Origin of the sequence: Bacteroides sp. BFG-637 (assembly GCF_024793605.1) — a bacterium.
GTDB classification, from domain to species: Bacteria; Bacteroidota; Bacteroidia; order Bacteroidales; family Bacteroidaceae; genus Bacteroides; species Bacteroides vicugnae.
The window spans coordinates 2,381,978-2,405,381 of the sequence record NZ_JANUPD010000002.1 but is presented as its reverse complement, the minus strand read 5'-3'; the positions used below and the strand labels follow the sequence as shown (position 1 = coordinate 2,405,381).

Annotated in this window: 14 protein-coding genes and 2 pseudogenes; 9 read left to right on the top strand and 7 right to left on the bottom strand. The window is 43.8% G+C overall.

Annotated elements, in window-relative coordinates; all coding sequences use genetic code 11:
- Positions 1-12: 12 nt before the first annotated feature.
- The 3 genes from NXX38_RS09335 to folP form a co-directional block, all read right to left on the bottom strand.
- Positions 13-2,349: a beta-galactosidase gene (locus NXX38_RS09335; RefSeq protein WP_258979357.1), complete on the bottom strand. Its 2,337-nt coding sequence runs from the start codon at positions 2,347-2,349 to the stop codon at positions 13-15.
- A 197-nt stretch (positions 2,350-2,546) separates the two neighbouring features.
- The gene (gene cdaA / locus NXX38_RS09330) at positions 2,547-3,311 is read right to left on the bottom strand and encodes a diadenylate cyclase CdaA (protein WP_148363998.1); all 765 of its coding nucleotides are present in this window, start codon (positions 3,309-3,311) and stop codon (positions 2,547-2,549) included.
- Positions 3,312-3,322: 11 nt separating this feature from the next.
- Complete coding sequence (gene folP, locus NXX38_RS09325) at positions 3,323-4,189, bottom strand: dihydropteroate synthase (RefSeq protein ID WP_195650099.1); 867 nt, start codon at positions 4,187-4,189, stop codon at positions 3,323-3,325.
- A gap of 117 nt (positions 4,190-4,306) precedes the next feature.
- On the opposite strand from folP, the pseudogene NXX38_RS09320 reads away from it, so the two are divergent.
- Both NXX38_RS09320 and murF read left to right on the top strand, forming a co-directional pair.
- Positions 4,307-6,321, top strand: a pseudogene (locus tag NXX38_RS09320) (ATP-binding protein).
- Positions 6,322-6,398: 77 nt separating this feature from the next.
- Positions 6,399-7,694, top strand: a complete 1,296-nt coding sequence (gene murF, locus NXX38_RS09315; RefSeq protein ID WP_258979356.1) for a UDP-N-acetylmuramoyl-tripeptide--D-alanyl-D-alanine ligase — start codon at positions 6,399-6,401, stop codon at positions 7,692-7,694.
- 118 nt (positions 7,695-7,812) lie between these two features.
- On the opposite strand, the gene NXX38_RS09310 is transcribed toward murF, so the two are convergent.
- Complete coding sequence (locus tag NXX38_RS09310; protein WP_148364001.1) at positions 7,813-8,205, bottom strand: VanZ family protein; 393 nt, start codon at positions 8,203-8,205, stop codon at positions 7,813-7,815.
- Positions 8,206-8,307: 102 nt separating this feature from the next.
- On the opposite strand from NXX38_RS09310, the gene NXX38_RS09305 reads away from it, so the two are divergent.
- Complete coding sequence (locus tag NXX38_RS09305; RefSeq protein WP_195650101.1) at positions 8,308-9,678, top strand: sodium-dependent transporter; 1,371 nt, start codon at positions 8,308-8,310, stop codon at positions 9,676-9,678.
- The gene (locus NXX38_RS09300) at positions 9,678-10,589 is read left to right on the top strand and encodes a helix-hairpin-helix domain-containing protein (RefSeq protein WP_258979355.1); all 912 of its coding nucleotides are present in this window, start codon (positions 9,678-9,680) and stop codon (positions 10,587-10,589) included. Before NXX38_RS09305 ends, NXX38_RS09300 begins: the two co-directional genes overlap by 1 nt.
- Before the next feature lie 182 nt (positions 10,590-10,771).
- Here the strand turns inward: NXX38_RS09300 and NXX38_RS09295 are convergent, their stop codons facing one another.
- From NXX38_RS09295 to NXX38_RS09285, 3 genes and pseudogenes are all read right to left on the bottom strand, one after another.
- Positions 10,772-11,428 carry an ABC transporter ATP-binding protein gene (locus NXX38_RS09295; protein ID WP_148364243.1) on the bottom strand — a complete coding sequence of 219 codons (657 nt, stop codon included), beginning with the start codon at positions 11,426-11,428 and terminating at the stop codon, positions 10,772-10,774.
- A 7-nt stretch (positions 11,429-11,435) separates the two neighbouring features.
- Positions 11,436-12,170, bottom strand: a complete 735-nt coding sequence (locus tag NXX38_RS09290; protein WP_234132554.1) for a ThiF family adenylyltransferase — start codon at positions 12,168-12,170, stop codon at positions 11,436-11,438.
- Positions 12,152-14,286, bottom strand: a pseudogene (locus NXX38_RS09285) (cation:proton antiporter). The gene NXX38_RS09290 and the pseudogene NXX38_RS09285 overlap by 19 nt, the downstream one beginning before the upstream one ends.
- A 488-nt stretch (positions 14,287-14,774) precedes the next feature.
- On the opposite strand from NXX38_RS09285, the gene NXX38_RS09280 reads away from it, so the two are divergent.
- The 5 genes from NXX38_RS09280 (at position 14,775) to NXX38_RS09260 (ending at position 23,254) form a co-directional block, all read left to right on the top strand.
- Positions 14,775-15,782 (top strand): aspartate-semialdehyde dehydrogenase, encoded by a 1,008-nt coding sequence (locus NXX38_RS09280; RefSeq protein WP_004299708.1) that lies wholly within the window; start codon positions 14,775-14,777, stop codon positions 15,780-15,782.
- 240 nt (positions 15,783-16,022) lie between these two features.
- Positions 16,023-18,860, top strand: coding sequence for a TonB-dependent receptor (locus NXX38_RS09275; RefSeq protein WP_258979354.1), 2,838 nt, complete (start codon positions 16,023-16,025; stop codon positions 18,858-18,860).
- A gap of 2 nt (positions 18,861-18,862) precedes the next feature.
- Positions 18,863-20,098 (top strand): DUF4876 domain-containing protein, encoded by a 1,236-nt coding sequence (locus NXX38_RS09270; RefSeq protein ID WP_309569432.1) that lies wholly within the window; start codon positions 18,863-18,865, stop codon positions 20,096-20,098.
- Positions 20,091-21,602 carry a DUF6850 family outer membrane beta-barrel protein gene (locus NXX38_RS09265; RefSeq protein ID WP_258979352.1) on the top strand — a complete coding sequence of 504 codons (1,512 nt, stop codon included), beginning with the start codon at positions 20,091-20,093 and terminating at the stop codon, positions 21,600-21,602. Before NXX38_RS09270 ends, NXX38_RS09265 begins: the two co-directional genes overlap by 8 nt.
- Positions 21,603-21,637: 35 nt before the next feature.
- A complete protein-coding gene (locus NXX38_RS09260) occupies positions 21,638-23,254 on the top strand; it encodes a fimbrillin family protein (protein ID WP_258979351.1) in 1,617 nt (538 codons plus the stop codon).
- The last annotated feature ends 150 nt before the right edge of the window (positions 23,255-23,404 follow it).

The window sequence follows — 23,404 nt, the reverse complement described above, 5'->3', positions numbered from 1 at the left end:
TTCATTCACTGTTTAGTAATTGAAATCAGCAGGTTTCACATATACGCGATATTCCTTAATCATACCCGGATACCCTTTTTCGGCGCGGGGCAGATAGCGGAAACCGGTCACATTTTCCACTTTGCTCAAGTCAATTACCAATTGATGAGGATAAGGAACATTGTCCACTGTCATCCAAAAAGTGGATTCCTGCAAGTCGAATATCTTGTCGGCTGTACGGTTGCCACTACGTGTTTCTTCACTATCGGCATAACGAATCTTCCAATGTTCGCGGGATACCGGTTTACCATCAGCTCCCAAGACATCAAACTCCGCTATCGCTGCGATGTTATCATTTGCTTGCGGAGAAAGTGCTTCCAGACAGAAATAACGTCCTTTCACCGGAGTGATAAATCGTACCTCCTGCCAGCCGTTGCCCGGAGTGAAAGCTCCTTCGTGAGCCACATTCTCACCCGTCAGTTTCAGTTTCTCTCCATCCTTGCGGTGTGTTTCGGGAGCTTTTTCACGAAGCACATCGAGAATTGGTTTCTTCAAACCTTTGATGGAAGCCCGGGTAGGACCTTTCAAATCCAGAACAAGAATTTCATTCTCTCCTTCTTTCAGCCAGCACCCCGGCATAAAGAGAGTCTGCTGCGGACCGATCTCCCAAAAACGCCCCATTGCATGACCGTTCACCCAGACCATGCCTTTCCCCCATGTGCTCATATCCAGAAAAGTATCTCCTACTTTATCCAGTGTGAAGGTAGTCTTGTAATAGGCAGGCATAGTCGGTAACATCTTTTTATCGCTATATTTCTTATCTTTTATAAAGGAATAATCTACCGGGAAGTTATACACCGTCCAGTTTTTCAATTCCTTAGCCCGGTTACCCGAAATAAGTTCCACCTTTTCGGTGATTCCTTTGCGGTCGTGGATAGATTTGTCAAAGTTAACACGTCCCATTGCTTCCACAAGAATATCCAGTTGTGTGCCTTTTTTCAGTGCGGGCAGGGTCGTTGTAAATTCTCCTTTACGACGGTCTAAACGTGCCAGCAGTTTACCGTCGGCATATATCTGCGCCCAGTCGTGCACTTCCGTAATTTTCAAAGTGGTGCCTGCAAGAATAGTTTCGGACAATGTGGTGCGATACAGAATCGTTCCCCATCCCTGGTTGAATGATTCCATCGGTTGAATATCCACCGTTTGTTTTGCCTCCGGCAGATTCGAGAAAAGCGGAGCCACTTTATGGAAGTGAAACTCGGGGATTTCAATAACAGGCAAAGCTGCGGGTACTGCGGGCAGTGTTTCACCTGCCGGAAGATAGTTTTTCAACAAGTCACGAAGCAAGAAAAACTTGTCGGTCGTCCATCCGGGTTCGCTAATCGGAGCATCATAATCGTATGAGCTGCACATGGCGGAATAAGCCGGGTTGTTCGCACCTCCCCAATGTCCGAAAGTCGTTCCTCCGTGAGTCATATACAGACTGAAAGAGATGTTCCGGTCGAGCATATCCTTGATGCCCTGTACCATATCTTTTGCAGGACGTGTCTCATGTTTGCGTCCCCAGTGGTCGAACCATCCGCTCCAGAACTCGCTACACATCAACGGAGTTTCGGGGCGAAGTTCTTTGAGTTTTTTAAATTGCTGGTCGATATTGGCACCCGTTCCGAAATTCACTGTCCAAATCAGGTCATCGAGCGCATTATTGGTGAAGTTACTGCTCCAGTCACATTGAAACAGAGGTACATCGGTAAAACCGGATTCACGAACCAGGTCGCGCACGGCAGAAACATAAGGTTTGTCGATTCCATAAGAACCGTATTCGTTCTCTACCTGCACCATGATGATATTTCCCCCCTTATTCACTTGCAGCGGAGCCAGTTGCTTGCCTACTTCTTTCATAAAGACGCCTACCCGTTCCATATAATAGGGATCGAGCGTACGCAAGGCTATATCTTTTTTCTTCAACAGCCACCAGGGAAGTCCCCCCATCTCCCACTCCGCACATACATACGGACCGGGACGGACAATGACATACATACCGTGTTTCTGTGCCGCACGGCAGAAAGCTGCAATATCATTCTGACCGGAAAAATCGAACTTACCTTCTTCCTGCTCATGGATATTCCAGAAAATATAAATACAAATAGTATTCATGCCTAATGCCTTGCACATCTCAATGCGATGTTCCCAATAAGCTTGCGGGATGCGGGTGTAGTGCAACTCGGCAGCCTTCACCACAAACGGTTTTCCATCCAGCAAGAATGTGTTCTTGCCTGCCTCAAACTTCCGTGCGGTAGTTTGCGCCTGTGCAGTACTAAAGAAAATAACTGTAAAAAGTACCAGTAAAGCAATCAATCTGTTTTTCATGGTTTATTCAAAAATAGAATTTTAATAGTATACGGCAAAGGTAGGCGATTCACCTAAAAAGGAGGGCATAATTATCATTCAAAAAGGGTTGGAAATAAAGCAAAATAGCGCCAAATAGCAGATAAAACAACAATGGTCAAACAATGATGGTCATAAAATGACCATCATTGTTTGACCATTGCCTTACCAATATAAAATCAGTTTTCTTTTGTCAATAGACTTTCCAGTTCTTCCGCATTCAGGCGGAGGTAGAATTGTCCGCGATAGGCTACGGAGATACCACCTGTTTCTTCTGAAACAATAATGGCATGCGCATCCGATTGCTGTGAAATTCCCATCGCTGCGCGATGCCGCAAGCCAAGCTCCTTCGGTATATTCAAATCATGGGACACAGGAAGAATACATCCCGCTGCCTTGATACGTTTTTTGCTGATGACCATCGCTCCGTCGTGCAACGGACTATTCTTAAAAAAGATATTCTCGATTAAACGCTGATTGATTGCCGCATCAATCAATTCGCCCGTACGAACGACTTCATCTAAAGGAGTGTTATGCTCAATGACAATCAATGCGCCGACTTTTTGTTTGCCCATGCTTAAACAGGCCATTACCACGGGCATGATATCATCGTGCTTCAACGACTCTTTTTTCGATCCGCTAAAGAGACGTGCCAATGCACTGACATGACGGTGAGATCCCAAAGTCAAAAGGAAACGGCGTATCTCATCTTGAAAAAGAACAATCAACGCTATCACACCCACATTCATCAATGTGTCGAAAATAGAACCCAACAGCTTCATCTCCAACACTTGAGTCACCACCAGCCAGATCAGGATAAAAACCAGGATACCGGTGAATACCTTAATAGAACCGGAAGCTTTCATCAGTTTGTAGGTATAGTACAAAACAAAAGCCACCAGCAGAATATCGATAAAATCTTTTATGCCAAACTCAAAAAACATGCACCCTCCTCTTATTTGTCATATCCACTCTCTATTTTTAATTTCTCTGTGATCCGGACAGCTTCCACCGCCTCACGCACATCATGTACACGCAGGATGTGCGCTCCTTTCATTAACGCAACAGTGTCCAATACGGTTGTCCCGTTCAATGAATCTTGCGGGGTTCCCCCCAATAATCTATAAATCATTGATTTCCGCGAAACTCCCACTAAAACGGGAAGCTCGAATATATGGAACTCTTCCAGATGTGCCATCAGTTCATAATTATGCTCCAACGTTTTTCCGAATCCGAATCCCGGATCGAGAATGATATCTTTCACTCCCAAGTCGCGAAGTTGCTGCACTTTACGAGCGAAATACAGGAAAATGTCTTTAATCAGGTTATCATAAGACGGCTCTTTCTGCATACTTTGGGGAGTTCCCTGCATATGCATCATAATATAGGGCACTCCCAAGTCGGCAACTGTCTGAAACATCCGGTGGTCCATTTCACCGGCAGCTATGTCATTAATAATAGCAACTCCATAATCTTTCACACATTCTTCCGCTACATCAGCCCGGAAAGTATCAACAGAAATGATGGCTTCCGGATGATTACGGTTCAGAATTTCCAGACCGGTACGCAGTCTGCCCATCTCTTCTTCAGCAGAAATATGTTCGGCATTCGGCCGTGAAGAATAAGCTCCTATATCAATAATCGAAGCACCTTCATCAAGTATCTGCCGCGCCCGGGCAGCAATGTCTTCTTCAGTCTGCATCCGGCTGCCGGAATAAAAAGAATCGGGAGTAACATTCAAAATTCCCATCACCTGCGGAGTAGCAAGATCGAGCAACCGCCCTTTTACATTTATATAAGTAGGAGATATAGGTTTCATCATTGACAACATTCCTTTTAGATCGCCTACAAATGTAGATAAAAAAAGCAAGTATTCGTACTAAAAAGAAGAAATAAACGTATATTTGCAAACTATAGAAGAAACCGAAAAATTCATACCATGAGCCGATTAACCCTATTTCACGTAGGATTTCTTTTCCTCATTTTGCCCTTTGCCACTACTGCTAAAGCTCAAAAAGAGGCTGAAACTTTCAATGTTGACTCTACTCTCTATGAATATTATCAACGTTGTCAAGAATACTTATTAGATCCTATTGTGCTTAACATGTCCGACACATTGTTCAGAATGGCCGGTGAACGGCATGATGAACGAATGCAGGCAGTAGCCATAGCCACCCAACTGGATTACTATTATTTCCAGGGGACCCATGAAGATAGCGTAATCTACTATACCAACAAAGTAAAAGAATTCGCCAAAGCCACCCATCAGCCTAAATATTATTATTTTGCATGGGCGAACAGATTAATCACTTACTATCTAAAAACAAGCAGAACAAACATAGCACTTTATGAAGTGCAAAAGATGTTAAAAGAAGCACAGGAAGAGGATGACAAAACCGGTCTGTCCCGTTGCTACAATATCATGTCACAAATCTACACCATCAAAAGATTCGATTCGATGGCGGGTGAATGGCGGTTGAAAGAAATCGAACTGACTGAAAAATACAATATCGAAAACTATAACATTTCCCAGACCTATGCCCAGATAGCCAACTATTACATCAGCCGGGAAAAACAAAAAGAAGCATTGGAAGCTATGGAAAAGGCCGTTGCAACAGCCAATTCTTCTACACAGCAAATATCTGCCAAGTTGGAGTACGTAAACTACTACAGTAAGTTTGGTGACTTTCAGGCAGCCGAAAAATATTGAAGGAATGCCAAGCCGCATTCGAACAGGATAAAAGACTGGAATCGATCAAAAAAAGGCTATATAATATAGAATGTTTATACTACCAGCAGACCAGGCAATATCAAAAAGCACTGGAAGCTGCAGAAAGGCAAGAAAAGGAAGAGCGCCGTTTAAGTGAAAGTATACTTAGCAGCAACCACTATCGCACACAGGGAGAAATCTACCAAAAGATGGGGAATATGAACATGGCAGTCAAATTTCTGCAAATGTATATCAACGCAGATGACTCTTTAAAAATAGCCAATGAGCAAGTAGCCAGCAGCGAATTCGCCACCTTGCTAAACGTTGAGAAGCTCAATGCCGAAAAGAAAGAATTAACGCTCCAGACACAGGAAAAAGAGTTGCATAATAAAACAACATTGATTATCTCATTGATTATTTTATTAGGCGTTCTTTTCTTATTCCTTTATAGAGAAAACTTCCTGAAACGCAAACTGAAAGTTTCGGAAGCGGAACTTAAAACAAGAAATGAAGAACTTACTGTATCGAGGGAAGAATTACGTAAAGCGAAGGATATAGCGGAAGCAAACAGCCGGATGAAAACCACATTCATCCAAAGCATGACTCATGAAATCCGTACACCTCTCAACTCCATTGTAGGCTTCTCGCAGGTGTTAAGCGATCACTATAGCAACAATCCGGAAACACAGGAATTTGTCAATATTATCAAGAGCAACAGTAACGACTTGCTCCGACTGGTCACTGATGTACTCGCTCTGTCCGAACTGGATCAATACGAACAACTGCCCACAGATGATGAAACAGACATGAATACGATCTGTCAACTTGCCTCTGAAGTGGCCAAAGACAACAGGCAGAAAGAAGTGGAAGTGCTGTTCGAGCCTGCAAGAGAAAACCTGCTCATACGCAGTAATTCGGAACGTATATCACAAGCGTTGAACAACTTGGCGCATAACGCCGCTAAATTCACGACTCACGGCAGTATTCGCATAGCTTATTCCATACTGGAAGCTGAAAAGAAAATTGAAATCAGTGTCACCGATACAGGAACAGGCATCCCGACAAATCAACAGGAGGCAGTATTTCAACGTTTCTACAAAATGGATTCTTTCACACAGGGAACCGGTCTCGGACTTCCGATATGCCGGAGTATCGCCGAGAAGTTAGGAGGCAGCCTCCGGATCGATTCTTCCTATACGGACGGATGCCGGATGATACTGACTCTTCCTTTGGTATATGCCTAAGTAAAAATCTGTCCGAACTCCCGTCAAATCCGAAAGAATAGCCTATCTTTGCAACGTTTTAAATAAAAGATCAGGTTATGAAACTTTCTGCTCTTTACCAGATTTTTCTGGATTGCCAATCAGTTACTACTGATAGCCGGAACTGCCCGGACGGTTCTTTATTTATCGCCTTGAAAGGTGAGTCGTTCAACGGTAATGCATTTGCTAAGTTAGCGCTGGACTCCGGATGCGCATTTGCCGTTATCGATGAGGCCGAATATGCCATAGAAGGCGATCAACGATATATACTTGTAGACAACTGTCTGCAAACAATGCAGCAGCTTGCCAACTATCATCGCCGCCAACTCGGGACGCGAGTGATCGGCATTACCGGAACTAACGGAAAGACGACCACCAAAGAGTTAATCTCCAGCGTTCTCTGCCAAGCTCATAATGTGCTTTATACCTTAGGTAATCTCAACAATCACATCGGTGTACCGACCACTCTGCTACGATTGAAGCCGGAACATGACCTTGCTGTCATCGAGATGGGTGCCAATCATCCGGGAGAAATCAAGTTTCTTTGCGAAATAGCCGAACCGGATTATGGCATTATCACCAACGTAGGCAAGGCTCACCTGGAAGGATTCGGTTCTTTCGAAGGAGTGATTAAGACTAAAGGAGAATTGTACGATTTCCTCCGTAAGAAAGACGCCATTACCTTTATCCATCACGATAACACCTATTTGATGAATATCTCACAGGGATTGAACCTGATTCCTTATGGAACAGAAGAGGATCTCTATGTTAACGGGCGAATCACCGGCAATTCACCTTATCTCGCTTTCGAATGGAAAGCCGGTAAGGACGGTGAACGCCATCAGGTTCGCACACAGTTGATCGGAGAATATAATTTCCCGAATGCCCTGGCTGCCATCACCATCGGCCGTTTCTTCGGAGTGGAAGCAAAGAAGATCAACGAAGCTTTGGAAGGGTATACACCACAAAACAATCGCTCTCAACTTAAAAAGACAAAAGATAACACGCTGATCATCGACGCATATAATGCAAACCCGACCAGTATGATGGCTGCCTTGCAAAACTTCCGGAACATGACAGTCCCTCACAAGATGATCATATTAGGAGATATGCGCGAACTGGGTGCTGAAAGCCCGGCCGAACATCAGAAAATCGTTGATTACATCAAAGAAAGTGGTTTTGAGAAAGTATGGCTCGTAGGAGAACTGTTTGCCGCAAGCGAACATTCTTTTAAAACTTACGCCAATGCGCAGGAAGTTATAAAGAATCTGCAAGCAGACAAACCTAAAGGATATACCATTCTAATTAAAGGTTCCAATGGAATCAAACTTAGTTCAACGGTAGAATACTTATAATTATACTATTTTTTCAGGCACGGATTACGCGGATTACACGGATTTTAGAATTAGCATTTATAAAGCGACCGTGTAATCCGCGTAATCCGTGCCTGAAAATCCTTCTAGCCAGCAAATTTCAATCAGCCTTCATCATCCTCGGTCGTACGACATAATAGGCCACTAAACTAGCCAGAATCGCTCCCGTAGTATTAGCTGCAAAATCCAACCAGTCTCCTCCCCGGTAAGTAGTGCAATACTCCTGCAGTAATTCCACACAACCACTAAAAAGTACAGGACAGAAGAATGCACCTACCCACGCATGCCACATCGGAGCATTGTCCCTGCGATGCGCACGCAGAAACTCCAACCACAACATGCCCGACATACCCAAATACATACAGACATGAACCAGTTTGTCGAGGTTGGGAATTTCATTTAAATCCGTCTTAGGCGGTTTAAAGAACGACAGATAAATCACTGTCAGAATAATAAAAAGCGAGATCGGATATTTCTTAATATAAGATAGCATATCTAAATAATATTACAATTATCGTGCAAATATAAGTATCATTTTCTATATTTGCATTTTATACGTGCATTTTATAACGATTTGTAAGATAAAACAAGATTTATGGCAAAAAATGATAGAGCGAACTTCGGCAGTAAATTAGGGGTCATACTCGCTTCTGCCGGCTCTGCAGTCGGACTGGGTAATATATGGAGGTTTCCCTATGAAACGGGAAATCATGGAGGTGCGGCATTTATATTGATCTATTTAGGCTGCATCTTTCTTCTGGGACTACCTATTATGATTGCCGAGTTTCTGATAGGACGCCGTTCGAGAGCCAACACAGCAAGAGCGTATCAGAAATTAGCCCCTGGAACACATTGGCGTTGGGTAGGACGCATGGGAGTATTGGCCGGTTTCCTGATACTTAGTTATTATGCCGTAGTAGCAGGCTGGACGCTTGAATATATTCTTGAAGCTGCGACCAACGGCTTTGCCGGAAAAAACTCCGGAGAATTCATCTCTTCTTTCCAGCAATTCTCCAGTAGTCCGTGGAGACCGGTTGTATGGTTGGTAGCCTTCTTGTTAATCACTCATTTCATCATCGTGAAAGGAGTGGAAAAAGGAATCGAAAAGTCCTCCAAAATCATGATGCCTACCTTATTTATCATTATCCTCATACTGGTAGTTTGCTCGGTTACTTTGCCGGGAGCCGGTGCAGGCATTGAATTCCTGCTCAAGCCTGACTTTAGCAAAGTGGACGGGAATGTGTTCTTGAGTGCCATGGGACAGGCTTTCTTCTCTTTGAGCTTGGGAATGGGATGTCTTTGTACATACGCCTCCTATTTCAGTAAAGAAACCAACCTGACTAAAACAGCTTTCAGCGTAGGAATCATTGACACTTTTGTAGCGATACTAGCCGGTTTTATCATCTTCCCGGCTGCTTTTTCAGTAGGCATACAACCTGATTCAGGTCCGAGCCTGATCTTTATCACACTGCCTAATGTATTCCAACAGGCATTCAGCGGAGTCCCCATACTGGCATATATATTCTCTGTCATGTTCTACGCGTTATTGGCAATGGCTGCTTTAACCTCCACCATTTCCTTGCACGAAGTAGTAACCGCTTATTTACATGAGGAGTTCAAGCTTTCCCGTGGAAAAGCAGCAAGGTTAGTCACCGGCGGTTGTATCTTCCTCGGAATATTCTGTTCATTATCACTGGGAGTCATGAAAGGATTTACTATTTTCGGACTGGGTCTGTTCGATCTCTTCGACTTCTTAACAGCTAAAATCATGTTACCACTTGGCGGATTGTGTATTTCGCTCTTCACCGGGTGGTATCTGGACAAGAAGATTGTATGGTCAGAGATTACCAACGACGGTTCATTAAAGATACCGGTATACAAACTCATTATCTTTATATTAAAATATATCGCACCAATCGCCATCTCACTGATATTTATCAATGAACTGGGATTGATCAAGCTATAATGTGGAAAGACTTCCTTTATTATACTAAAACTGAACGACAAGGCATTATCGTCCTTGTCGTTCTTATTTTAGGAGTATATGCCGCTCCTAAACTCTTCTCCTTTTTCAAGCACGCTGAAGATACCGACTGCAAAGAGAATGAGAAGTTCGATAAAGAATACAACGACTTTATTTCTGTCCTCCGGGAAACCAAACCTCACCAAAAGTCCGGTCCTTCTTTTCAATCATCCCCTCAAAGGGAAATCAAGCTTGCGATATTCGACCCGAACACCGCAGACTCCACCACTCTCCTGTCACTCGGACTACCTTCCCGGATGGTAAAGAATATCCTGCATTATCGTAATAAACAAGGCAAATTCCGCCATCCGGAGGATTTCCGGAAGATTTATGGTCTAACCGAAGAACAATACCGGACTCTTTATCCCTATATCCAAATTACAAAAGATTTCAGTTCAAAGGATACGGTACGATTATTAACCGCACAAAGTGTACAACGGGACACACTCATGAAATATCTCCCCGGAACCATCATCAGCCTCAACTCCGCAGATACCACCGAACTGAAAAAGATTCCGGGAATCGGAAGCAGCATTGCCCGGATGATGGTGAATTACCGCGAACGGCTGGGAGGCTTTTTCCGAATAGAGCAGTTACAGGAGATTCATCTAAAGGCAGAGAAACTCCGTCCGTGGTTTTCCATTGACATCCAGCAGACACGCCGTATCAATTTAAATAAAGCCGGTATGGAACGAATGCTGCATCATCCATACATAAACTACTACCAAGCAAAGGTTATCATAGAATATCGGAAAAAGAAAGGACCCTTAAAAAGTCTGAAGCAATTATCTCTTTACGAGGAGTTCACTCCTATTGATCTTGAACGGCTAGAGCCCTACATTTGTTATAATTAATAAAAAAAAGATGCATTCCTATCACACCAGACAAGAATGCATCACACACAAACAAAACAAACACTCTACTATCATCTTCACAGACTTCCGTAGAGAAGCGACTATAAATATATAACTAAAAGATAGAACACTTGCAAGGCTCTACCTTTTTGGTATACATTTTTAGAAATTAGGTTCTCTAATTAATCTTTTTTAATCATACCATCCACCATATGAACGGTCCGGTCCGTAATTTTGGCAAGCCCCTCGTCATGCGTCACAATGACAAAAGTCTGCCCCAGACGGTCCCTCAAATCGAAGAACAGTTGATGTAAATCTTCTTTATTATGTGTATCCAGACTACCGGATGGTTCGTCTGCCAGAATAACTGCCGGATCGTTGATTAAAGCCCTCGCTACCGCTACCCGCTGCTTCTCCCCTCCCGACAATTCGTTCGGTTTATGAGAAGCCCGGTCAACCAGTCCCATAAAATCCAGAATCTTCACAGCGCGTTCGTGCGCCTCTTTGGAAGACACCCCGGCAATTAGGGCGGGAATCATCACATTTTCCAATGCCGTGAACTCCGGCAGTAGTTGGTGAAACTGGAAAACAAAACCAATATTCTTATTACGAAAAGCGGATAGTTCTTTTTCTTTCATCCGGCTCACCACTGTTCCGTCAATCTGTACCACACCTGCGTCCGGTTCATCTAAAGTACCCATTATCTGCAATAACGTAGTTTTACCCGCACCGCTCGGGCCTACAATACTAACAATTTCTCCTTTGTTGATTTCCAGATCAATGCCTTTCAGCACCTGTAATGAGCCGAAACTCTTCGTAATCCCTTCTAGTTTTATCATCATAGCCTTATAATCGTTTAATGACATATTCAGCCAGATAGCACCCGAACACGGCCGGCATATAACTGACTGTTCCACATGTCGATTTCTTATTCTGCTCATCCTCCGTCAGCAATACGGCCTTCGGATCGGCTTGTTCCGTACTGAACACCACCGGAAGTTTCCGTTTCATTCCCATCTTCTGCAAACGCTTCCGTACCGCCTTGCTCAAACCGCAATGATACGTCTCCCAAAGATCGGCAAAACGAACCTGGGTGATGTCACTCTTCGCCCCTGCTCCCATACTGGAGACAATCTTTATACGACGTTTCATCGCTTCATAAATCAGAAAGCATTTCGGACTGATCGTATCAATAGCATCTACTATAAAATCATATTTATCGGCATCCAGCAGTTCCGGTATATTTTCATCCTTCAGGTAAACAGGCAGGACAGTCAGCTCAATCGCCGGATTTATATCTTTATAACGGGCTGCCAACACCTCCGCTTTCGTCCTCCCCAACGTGGAATGCATGGCCGGCAACTGACGGTTCAGATTGGTAGGCTGCACCGTATCGGCATCTACAATCGTCATCCGCCCGACACCTGCACGGCAGATCATCTCGGCGGCATAAGCACCTACTCCACCCAGTCCCACGACCAATACGTGTGCATTCCGGATGCGCTCCATCTTTTCCTCCCCTAACAGGAGTTCCGTTCTCTGTTGCCAGTCGTATCTTTCCATTAGTTTTTCTTTAGCCATTTATAGAACCATTTACCGACCTTCTCATAATGTTGAGACTCATTATGTCCACGAGGATCGGAGAATGACACAATTTCCTGCGGTTCGCCAAACTGGTCGGGATACAGGATTATCAAACTATTATTAGAGAAATATTTTCCTAATTGTGCCGGCAGGCGCTCAAAAGAGGGATCATAAGAGATAGATCCGCGACGGGCAGAGATAACTACCAATAAATGGTCGTAATTCACCTGCCCTGTCAACAGCAAGAGATCCTCCCACTCCTCCAATATGGAGAATTCTGTCGGGGTACCTGCATGTCTCTTTTTCACAAGTTGCTGAATACGCATCAACGTACGCTCATTGGCAAAGAAATGCACCCGACAGCCCAAGATACTTCCCATACGGCAGAAGTGTTCCACCCATTTAGAGAACCCCGATTCATATTCAGCCTTCGGCGGAACGGCAATATTGATTCGACGCAGGGTATTAACAGGCATCAGGAATTTGGCAATCATCACTTCACGATGCGTACCTTTCAGCAGACTTTCAGCCAGATGTCCGAAGAAAGAGTCGACAATATTTGCCTTCCGGTGCAAACCGATCACAATATCCGTAGCCTCATACTCTTTGATCGTATGGATAATCCCCGAAGCAATATTCAAATCATAACGACTCACCATCGTAACAGGCACATCAGCGGCAGCGGCAATCATGGCAGCCTTCTCCAGATTACGTTTGCCCTGCTGCTCTTTTTCTCCGAGCTATTATTATCGTTGATAACATTCAACGCAACCAATGCATTCTTCTGCTTGGCATCCTTTATCACTAAAGCCAGATTGACCAGATCTTCAATCGTCTCCGGATTAGCGACCGGAATCAAGATTTGTTCCTTATTTATCTGTTTAGCTTCTTCTTCCGCTTGCACATTTTCATCCAAAGCAAAACGACGGGCCGAACGTTCGGTCACCAAAGAACTGATGACACAAGTGAAAAGTATCATCACTACCGTACCGTTCAAGACATCATCATTCAGCAACCGCTCTCCATTCTCCATTATGATTTCATGACCGATCAACACTGCCGCCAGCGTAGCTGCGGCCTGCGCATTGCTTAAACCGAATATCATGCTCCGTTCATTCGACTGCATCCGATAGATCTTTTGTGTGATCCAGGCAGCCAGCCATTTACTAAAGGTTGCCACCACTGTCATCACAACAGCTACCTTCAATGCTTCACCTCCAGTAAACAGGCTTCTTACATCAATAATCATTCCGACACCAATCAGGAAATAGGGAATAAACAACGCATTTCCCACAAATTCCAACCGGTTCATCAAAGGAGATACATGAGGAATCAGGCGATTCAATACCAAGCCCGCCAGAAAAGCTCCTAAAATTCCCTCCATCCCTACAAATTCCATCAATCCTCCTCCGAGGAAAACCATCGCCAGCACAAACACAAATTGCATCACGCTGTCATCGTACTTCCGGAAGAACCAGCGTCCGATACGGGGGAAAAAGAATACAATCAGGAATCCGAGGAAAGCCACTTTTGCCACAAGAAATACCCAGAACCAGCCATCGACAGTCCCCTTAAACATGCCTCCTATGACGGCAAGAATAATCAAAGCAAGGGTGACGGTGACAGCAGTACCACCAATGGTTATATTGACACTGCGCAAACGCGACAGTCCATAACGACTAATAATGGGATAGGCAATTAAGGTGTGGGAAGCATACATACTTGCCAACAGTACTGCCGTGAGAAAACCGTACCCCAGCATACTCATACTACTCCATATTCCCAACGCCATAGGAATCAGAAAGGTAAGCCAGCCGAACACGAAACTTTTTGTCCGGTTCTTCTTGAAATCCTCCATATCCATCTCAAGACCGGCAAGGAACATGATATAATAGAGTCCTACTTTGCCGAACAGTTCGAAACTACTGTCACGGTCGAGCACATGAAAGCCATGTTCGCCAATCAGCACACCTGCCAGAATCATGCCTATAATATGAGGTATATGGAGACGCCCCAAAATCATCGGAGCAAAAAGAATGATTATCAGTACCAAAAAGAATACCCAGGTCGGATCAGAAATAGGCAGCGTTAAATTGAGATCAAACAGGTTCATAGACTGTGGTTTTAGGAATTCTCTGCAAAGGAACAAAAAAGTTTGCAGAATCACAATGAATGTTCTGACGGATTATTCAGTAGTCAAGTAGGTAACTACTTACTACTTGACTACTTACTACTTCTTTCCCACCGCTTACCTAACAGGATATATTTCGTTAGGCACTTTTATTTCGTTCCACTATAGTGTCTCTTGCGGATAACTATAGTGGAACGAAGTAATATTAGGCAATAAAGAGAATCTTATCAGGCTACGGAATCAATCCGATTCGCATCGCGACAGGAAATGGCTCCCTTTTGGTACGTTTATCCCGTCCAACAACCATACCTGACGATACGTAAGGTTAAAGAAATCCTCCGAAAGGCTGAAATATTTCTCTCAAAAGCGATGTTTATATGCTAAATTGTTATAATTTTGCAGCCAAATCTTTCCGATTCGACAGGATGAAGGAGAGAAATTCAATATTCACAATTTAACAAAAGAAAAAGATGAAAGTAGCTATTGTTGGCGTAAGCGGAGCCGTAGGACAAGAGTTCCTGCGCGTGCTCGATGAGAGAAACTTCCCGATGGACGAGTTAGTTTTGTTCGGTTCTAAACGTAGTGCCGGAACAACATATACTTTCCGCGGTAAACAGATCGAGGTGAAACTCTTACAACACAACGATGACTTTAAAGGGGTAGACATTGCTTTCACTTCTGCCGGTGCAGGAACATCTAAGGAGTTCGAGAAAACAATCACCAAGTATGGTGCTGTGATGATCGACAACTCCAGCGCTTTCCGTATGGATGCCGATGTGCCTTTGGTAGTGCCTGAAGTAAATGCAGAGGATGCATTGGAACGTCCGCGCGGCGTTATTGCCAACCCGAATTGTACGACTATCCAGATGGTAGTTGCACTGAAAGCCATCGAAAAGCTTTCTCATATAAAAACCGTGCACGTGTCTACCTATCAGGCAGCAAGTGGTGCGGGTGCCGCTGCCATGGACGAATTGTACGAACAATATCGTCAGGTATTGGCAAACGAACCTGTGACTGTAGAAAAGTTTGCCTATCAGTTGGCTTTCAACCTGATTCCGCAGATTGACGTGTTTACAGAAAACGGTTATACGAAAGAAGAGATGAAAATGTATAATGAAACGCGTAAGATCATGCATTCTGACGTAAAGGTTAGTGCAACTTGTGTACGTGTTCCTGCATTACGCGCTCACTCTGAAAGTATTTGGGTAGAAACAGAACGTCCGATTTCCGTAGAAGAAGCTCGTGAAGCATTCGCTAACGGTGAAGGTCTGGTTCTGCAGGACAATCCTGCCGAAAAAGAATACCCGATGCCGTTGTTCCTGGCAGGTAAAGACCCGGTATACGTAGGCCGTATCCGCAAAGACCTGACAAACGAAAACGGATTGACTTTCTGGATTGTAGGTGACCAGATCAAGAAGGGGGCTGCCCTGAATGCAGTTCAGATTGCCGAATATCTGATTAAAGTAAAAAATATCTAATATAGCGGACTGGAAATAATATCCGGACAGCTATAGATAAGCCCAATAAATCAACCGGCTTGCAATGTGATAGTGATCGCAGTGCAAGCCGGTTTTTTATTCTCTAAGCTATAGTTAGAGGGGAAATACCTATTCGTAGGTAAGAAATCACTAGTTATAGGTATCATAATTTGCCAAAATAACTATTTATAGCGATTGATACAAACTCGGTTTTTATCGAATTTTGCGCAAAACTTATCTATGAAATATTGTCTTTTTAATATAGCATTCTGGGGGCTACTATTTTTCAATTTATTTGAAGCCGCAGCTAATTCAAACATCTATACAATCTCGGGACGTGTGACCGAGGCAAAAACGAATTCCCCTTTACCCGGTGCTTCTATTCTCATTAAAGGTACCTATTTATGGGCTGTATCCAATCAGAAAGGAGAATTTACGATACATGGAGTACAGGAGGGAAAATACAATCTGGAGGTTTCTTTTCTTGGATATGTACCGGCAACCATTCCCGTAAATGTACGCAGCAATATCAATAACGTTCCTATCATACTCAAAGAAAATACACTTGCACTGGATGATGTGGTCGTTACTGCACAAGCACCCAAGAATGAATTAAACACCACGCTCACTATCGGAAATAATGCATTGGAACACCTACAGGTGTCGAATGTGAGCGATATCTCCGCTCTTCTTCCGGGGGGAAAGACCAAAGTACCGGATCTCACCGCCAACCATATCTTCTCATTACGTGACGGAGGGTCAACAGCCGGTAATGCCGCATTCGGAACTGCAGTGGAAGTGGATGGGGTGCGTATTGGAAACAATGGTTCGTTTGGCAATATGAGCGGAGCGGATACCCGGAATATCACTGTTGCAGATATTGAATCGGTGGAAGTCATTACGGGAGTGCCCTCGGCAGAATATGGAGACTTGAATAGTGGTATAATCAAAATTCACACCCGAAAAGGGAAAACACCTTGGAACATATTGCTGTCTATCAATCCTCGCACCGAACAGGTGTCATTCTCTAAAGGATTGGATTTAGGAAACGATAAAGGAGTCATCAACATAAACGGTGAATGGACCAAAGCTACTCAAAAGTTGGTATCTCCCTATTCTTCTTATACAAGAAGGGGATTCTCTGCCGGATATAGCAACACATTCCACAACGTATTGAGATTCGACATCGGTGTTACAGGCAATATCGGAGGAATGAATACCAAAGATGATCCCGATGCCTATTCGGGAGAATACAACAAAGTGAGAGACAACGTATTCCGGGCAAACACGTCACTCGCTTGGCTGCTCAATAAATCGTGGATAACCAACCTCAAGTTCGACGCATCGATATATTATAATGATAACAACTCCCACGCGCATACGTTCAACTCGTATGCATCGGAGCAACCGACTGTTCATGCCACGGAGGAAGGATATTTTATGGCAAACAAACTGCCATATACTTACTTTGCCGATCAAATCATCGACTCCAAAGAACTGGATTATGCCGCATCGTTAAAATATGAATGGAACAGACGCTTTAAGACTGTAAACAGTAACCTGAAAGCGGGTGTTCAATGGAAAGCAACAGGCAATGTGGGTGAAGGAGAATATTACAAAGACCCAGCATTGGCTCCGAACGGTTATCGTCCCCGTCCTTACACTACTTACCCATATATGCATAATGTTTCGCTTTATGCAGAAGAAAGTCTCTCATTTCCTGTGGGAAATACCATGCTTAGACTGATGGCAGGGGTACGTTGGGAACACTTGTTTATCAAGGGAACGAACTATAAAAATCTGAATACTCTATCTCCGCGTTTCAATGCCAGATGGCAGTTGAACGAATATATCGCTATCCGTGGCGGTTGGGGAATTACCGAAAAGCTTCCCTCTTTTTATACCTTGTATCCCAAACAGGAATATCGGGACATACAGACCTTCGGCTTTTCCTATAATAAGATTGAATCATCTTATATATATTATAGTCAGCCCTACACGTTATTGCACAATGAGAACCTCCGGTGGCAACGGAATCAGAACGCTGAAATCGGTCTGGACGTCAACATCGCCCGTACCAGAATTTCATTAGTCGGTTATTTCAACCGTACCAAGTTGCCGTATAAATACACAAATACCTATACTCCGTTCTCCTACGATGTTCTCCAATTGCCGGAAGGATTCACTATGCCTACTAATCCGCAAATCAATGTGGACAACCAGACAGGTATGGTTTACATACGCGACAATGCATCCAGTTACTGGACTCCTATGGATGTCAAAGTGACCGACCAGACTTTTGTAAAGTCAACTTCTCCCGACAATGGAATGGACGTGATTCGTCGCGGAGCGGAAATGATCGTTGATTTCCCGGAAATTACTCCGATTCGCACGCAATTCCGGATAGATGCCGCTTATACTTATACGAAATACATCGACAACTCTTTATCGTATTATTATCAGAATGGATGGTCGCACACCAGTCTTGCCAATCGTTCTTACCAATATGTAGGTATCTACGCCAATGGCGACAACTTATCGAGTACTGCCAACGGCAAGCGTACCCACTCGCTGGATGCCAATATCACAGCCATCACCCGTATTCCGAAAGCCAGACTGATTATCTCGTGCCGACTGGAAGCTTCGCTTGTGAAGCGTTCGCAGAATATCTCCGAATACCAAGGAAAAGAATATGCTTTCAATGTGAGCGAAAGCAGCAATACCCAAACCGGAGGAAGTATCTATGACGGAGACTCTTATACTGCAATCTGGCCGGTGGCATACCTCGACCTGAATAATGAGATGCATCCTTTCACGTCAGCGGAAGCCGCAAATCCGGAATTCTCCTACCTGATACGTAAATCGGGCAATGCTTATACATTTGCTGCAGACGGATATGATCCTTATTTTTCTGCCAATATCAATATCACCAAAGAGATTGGAGACTATGTATCTCTTTCTCTCAATGCGATTAATTTCACCAACTCACGGCCTTATGTAAAATCTCATGCAACGGGTGTAAGCGCTCTTTTCACCCCGGATTTCTATTATGGACTTACTTGCCGTATCAAATTCTAACTATATGGAAGCAATCCATCTACATATTATTACTGACAGTGACCGGCATCTTTGCAGGATGCACGGATATCGATAAAGAGAATCCGTATGACAACCAATTGCACAACCTGCAGGTTACCGCCGTATATCCGGACGGATACACGGAGCATCTCAGGGAAGGAGTGACCGTAAAGATTGAAGATGTCGACCGTGGAAATTCTTATAAGGCTAAAACCAACAAGAATGGAGTGGCACAATTCTCTCTGACCAAAGGTATATACCGTGTGCAAATCAGTGACAAAGACGGACAGGATATTTTCAACGGGTTAGCTGATAATGTAAAACTGACCAGTAGTGATATATCATTTAATCTCCCGCTGATTCACTCCAGAGCTGGAACGATCATTATTAAAGAGATTTACTGCGGAGGATGTACCAAGTTACCGCTGGAAGGAAATTATCAGTCCGACAAGTACATTATCCTGCATAATAACGACTCGGAAGTGCAATATCTGGATAGCTTGTGTTTCGGAGCTCTCGACCCTTACAATTCACAAGCCACCAATGTATGGGTGACACAGGACGAAGCAACCGGAGCAACCATCTTCCCCAACTTCGCTCCTATCGCACAGTGTATCTGGCAGTTTGGCGGTACCGGCAAAACTTTTCCGCTTCAACCGGGAGAAGATGCGGTGATTGCCATCAACGGAGCAGTTGACCATGCGGCACAATATACGCAATCTGTTAATCTGAACAAACCCGGATATTTTGTATGTTACAACAATGTTTATTTCCCGAACACGCAATATCATCCGGCTCCCGGCGATCAGATTACACCGGACCATTACCTGAACGTAGTGTTGAAAACAGGACAGGCGAACGCTTATACATTCTCCATCTTTTCTCCGGCCACGATTATTTTTAAAGCCAAAGATACCACGATACAGGACTTCGTTCTTAAAGAAGGCAGCGTCATACAGAAGCCGGGAAGCACCACCGAACGGGTGATAGCGGTACCGCTCGACTGGGTGATTGATGGGACGGAAGTGTATTATGGCGGTTCCTCCAACAATAAAAAGCGCATTTCCCCATCCATTGATGCGGGATATGTCATTCAAAGTGCCACGTACAACGGACGCAGTTTATACCGTCATGTGGATGAAGAAGCGACACAGGAAGCGGGTTATGAAGTACTGGTAGATACGAACAATTCTTCTACCGATTTTTATGAACGGGAAAAACAATCTTTGCATGAGTGAGATGAAGAAAATATATATAACAGGCCTTTGGGTCCTATGTCTGGCATCCGGAGTTTCGGCACAGACTTATGACATCATCGAACGGCGTAACTCCTGGAATGCCGGGGCAAATGTCACAGGTATCATGACGGACAGTATTTCTGCTTCCTATGCCGAACTGTACGGAAAGAATAATCACGGTGATTTCCGCAACTATTACGAAGCAAAAGAAGCATGGAGTACCGGAGCGGTAGCAAAGTCCATCACTCATCTGAAAGGTTATTCGTTGACGGGTTCATTCTCCTTCGACCATACTTCCGGCAAGGATATGAGCGGTTCGATGTTCATCCACCCGGGATTTTATCCCGTAGATCTCCTGGAGTTCACGCCCGGACGCAAAGACTTGCAAACTTACGCTTTCATGGGTGGTATTGCAACTGATATTGCACCCAACTGGCGATTAGGAGGAAAGATTGACTTTGCCGCTTCCAACTATTCCAAACGAAAGGACTTGCGGCATACCAATTACCGACTGGATTTGAAAGTAGCCCCCAGCGTCATGTATCATTCGGGAGATATGGCAATCGGTTTTTCCTATATTCTCGGTAAAAACAGCGAATCAGTGAAAGCAGAAGTCATTGGTACAGCCGAAAACTCTTACAATGCTTTTCTGGATAAAGGACTTATGTATGGAGCTTACGAGGCATGGGACGGCAGCGGAATCCATCTTAGTGAATCGGGTGTCAACGGTTTTCCCATCAAAGAATTGTCGAACGGGGGAGCCTTGCAACTTCAATGGAAAGGAATTTACGGAGATATTGAATACACGTATTCTTCAGGTTCTGCCGGTGAAAAAGATGCTATCTGGTTTAAATTTCCCACCCACCGGATTACCTCCCATTTGAGTTATCATTTCAAACAGGGAAAGAAAGAGCATTTTCTGCGACTGAACCTGCAATGGTCACATCTGGCCAACAACGAGAATGTGATAACTAAAGAAACGGTGAACGGGATAACGACCACTTACGTACATGGTTCCAATCGTATTTTTGAGCAGGATATTTTCTCCGTCCATCCTGAATATGAATTCATAAGTCCCCGCACGGAACTTTGTTTGGGAACGAATATATCAACATTCAGACGACTGACCACACAGATGTATCCTTATGTGACTTCGGAAAAGATGCTTTGCAGCCGGACTTATATCTCCAGTGTATTTCATCTGGGGAAACTCGACCTGAAAGCGGCTGCATCCTTTGCCATAGGAAACTTTACCGGGAAAAACAGGACTACGGCAACAGATACGGAACCGGGTGATCCGCCTTATCGGCTGACTAATTATTACCATCTGAAAAATGAATATGCAACCGCCCCGCAGGCGACATTTCATCTCGGATTGCGCTACCATTTCAACTATGGAATTTATGCGGAAGTACAGGGTAGTTATACGCACGGTTTCAACCTGCAATATATAGATGGTTCGAACCGTTGGAACGAGGCTGTCAAATTAGGATATACTTTTTGAAAACAATGAATATATATAAACTAAATTATTAAGCAATGAAAAAGAGTTTGACATTTATCTTCGCAGCAGCACTTTTGGTATCTTGCCAACAAGAGGAGAACGAAGCTACGACTCCTGCAAACAGTCGTATTACTATCTCTCCTATTATTACACGTGCTACGGAAGTTAACTTTGAGACCGGAGATAAAATCGGTGTTACAATCACCCAAAACGGTGACTTCGTATATGCGGAAAATAAACTGATGACATACAATGACGGAGTATTTGCCGGTGATTTACTTTGGTATCCGGAAGGAAATGACAAATCGCAAATAGTAGCCTATTATCCCTATAAAGAGGGCAATACTCCGGCTTCATTTACTGTAGAAACCGATCAGACTAGCGGATATGGAGCGTCAGATTTTATGGCAGCAAAGAAATCGGATGTACTTCCGACTACCAACGTTATAAGCATGAACTTCAAACACATGTTTACTAAATTAGTGATTAATGTAACAAAGGAAGTAGAAGCTAACATCTCGTCCATTGCATTGAAAGGTTCTATCCCGACTGCAACTCTTGATTTGAGTGCTCTCACAGTGACTGCTGATGCAAATGCCTCTGCTACAAGCATTGTTGCACAAGCCGTTAAAGCGAATGAGACATACCGTGCTATTATCGTTCCCCAAACAGTAGCCTTGACACTTGAAGTAGCAACATCCGACGGCAAGACCTTGTCACAGAAGCTCACATCTACCACTTTGGCACAAGGAGGACAATACAGTGTGAACATTCGCGTGTTACCTGACGATATAGAAGTCAAACTTAGCGGTGACATTGAGAACTGGACAGATGAGGGCGAAATTGGAGCTGATAATGAAATTCCTTTTGAGGAACATCTCGATCAGAACTATTTCCTGTATGATAATGTGAAATATAAGACTGTAACTCTCTCAAACGGTACGACATGGATGGCTGAACCACTTTGCTATTTACCTAAAGGATATACACCCTCTACTGATCCGACAGCTGATTCACATATTTGGTATCCATATGAGATTGTTAACAATGTAGCCGTAGCCACAACAGACGAAAGTGCTATAAAAGAATTAGGCTATCTTTATGATTTGCAAGCTGCGCTAGGTGGTAAGGAAATTACTGAAAATAATCTGAAAGACTTTGAAGGCGCACAAGGTATCTGTCCGAAAGGGTGGCACATACCGACGCAAATGGAATATTTTAATCTTGTTGGCAAAAGCAACAATGATGAAGATGGAAATACTCCAGCAGATGGTGATAAAGCTCTCTTTTATGATGCAATCTATGATGGAGCTAAAGTACTGTCACTTCATAATGCAGGATTCAATTACCAATTTTCAGGAGTGCGTATGGTGACAAATTTCGCATCTACTCCAAGTTACCAGAAAACTGTAATATCCAGCACTACTAGTACAATAACCGAGTGGATTGGAAAACCAGCATTGAATTATTATATGACTTCAACTCCATATAAAGCAATACTTAATGCTAACAACGAACTTACCAACATACAATTTTTTGCATTAATGAGTACGTTTACTTCCAAATATTTGGAAGGCAGATTAACGTTAGGTTATATCAGCACCAAGTCCGGTATGCAACTCCGTTGCGTAAGGGATCAAGCCGGCAACTAAAGGACTAACATTTGTTTCACACCGGGAAACCTTTAGTTCCCCTACGGGGAAACAATAGTTTCTCGGTGAGGAAACAACAGTTTCCCGGCATGAAACTCAAAGTCCCAAGTAAGGTTAAGACTCCTCGCCCGTAAGGCGAACTATGATAAG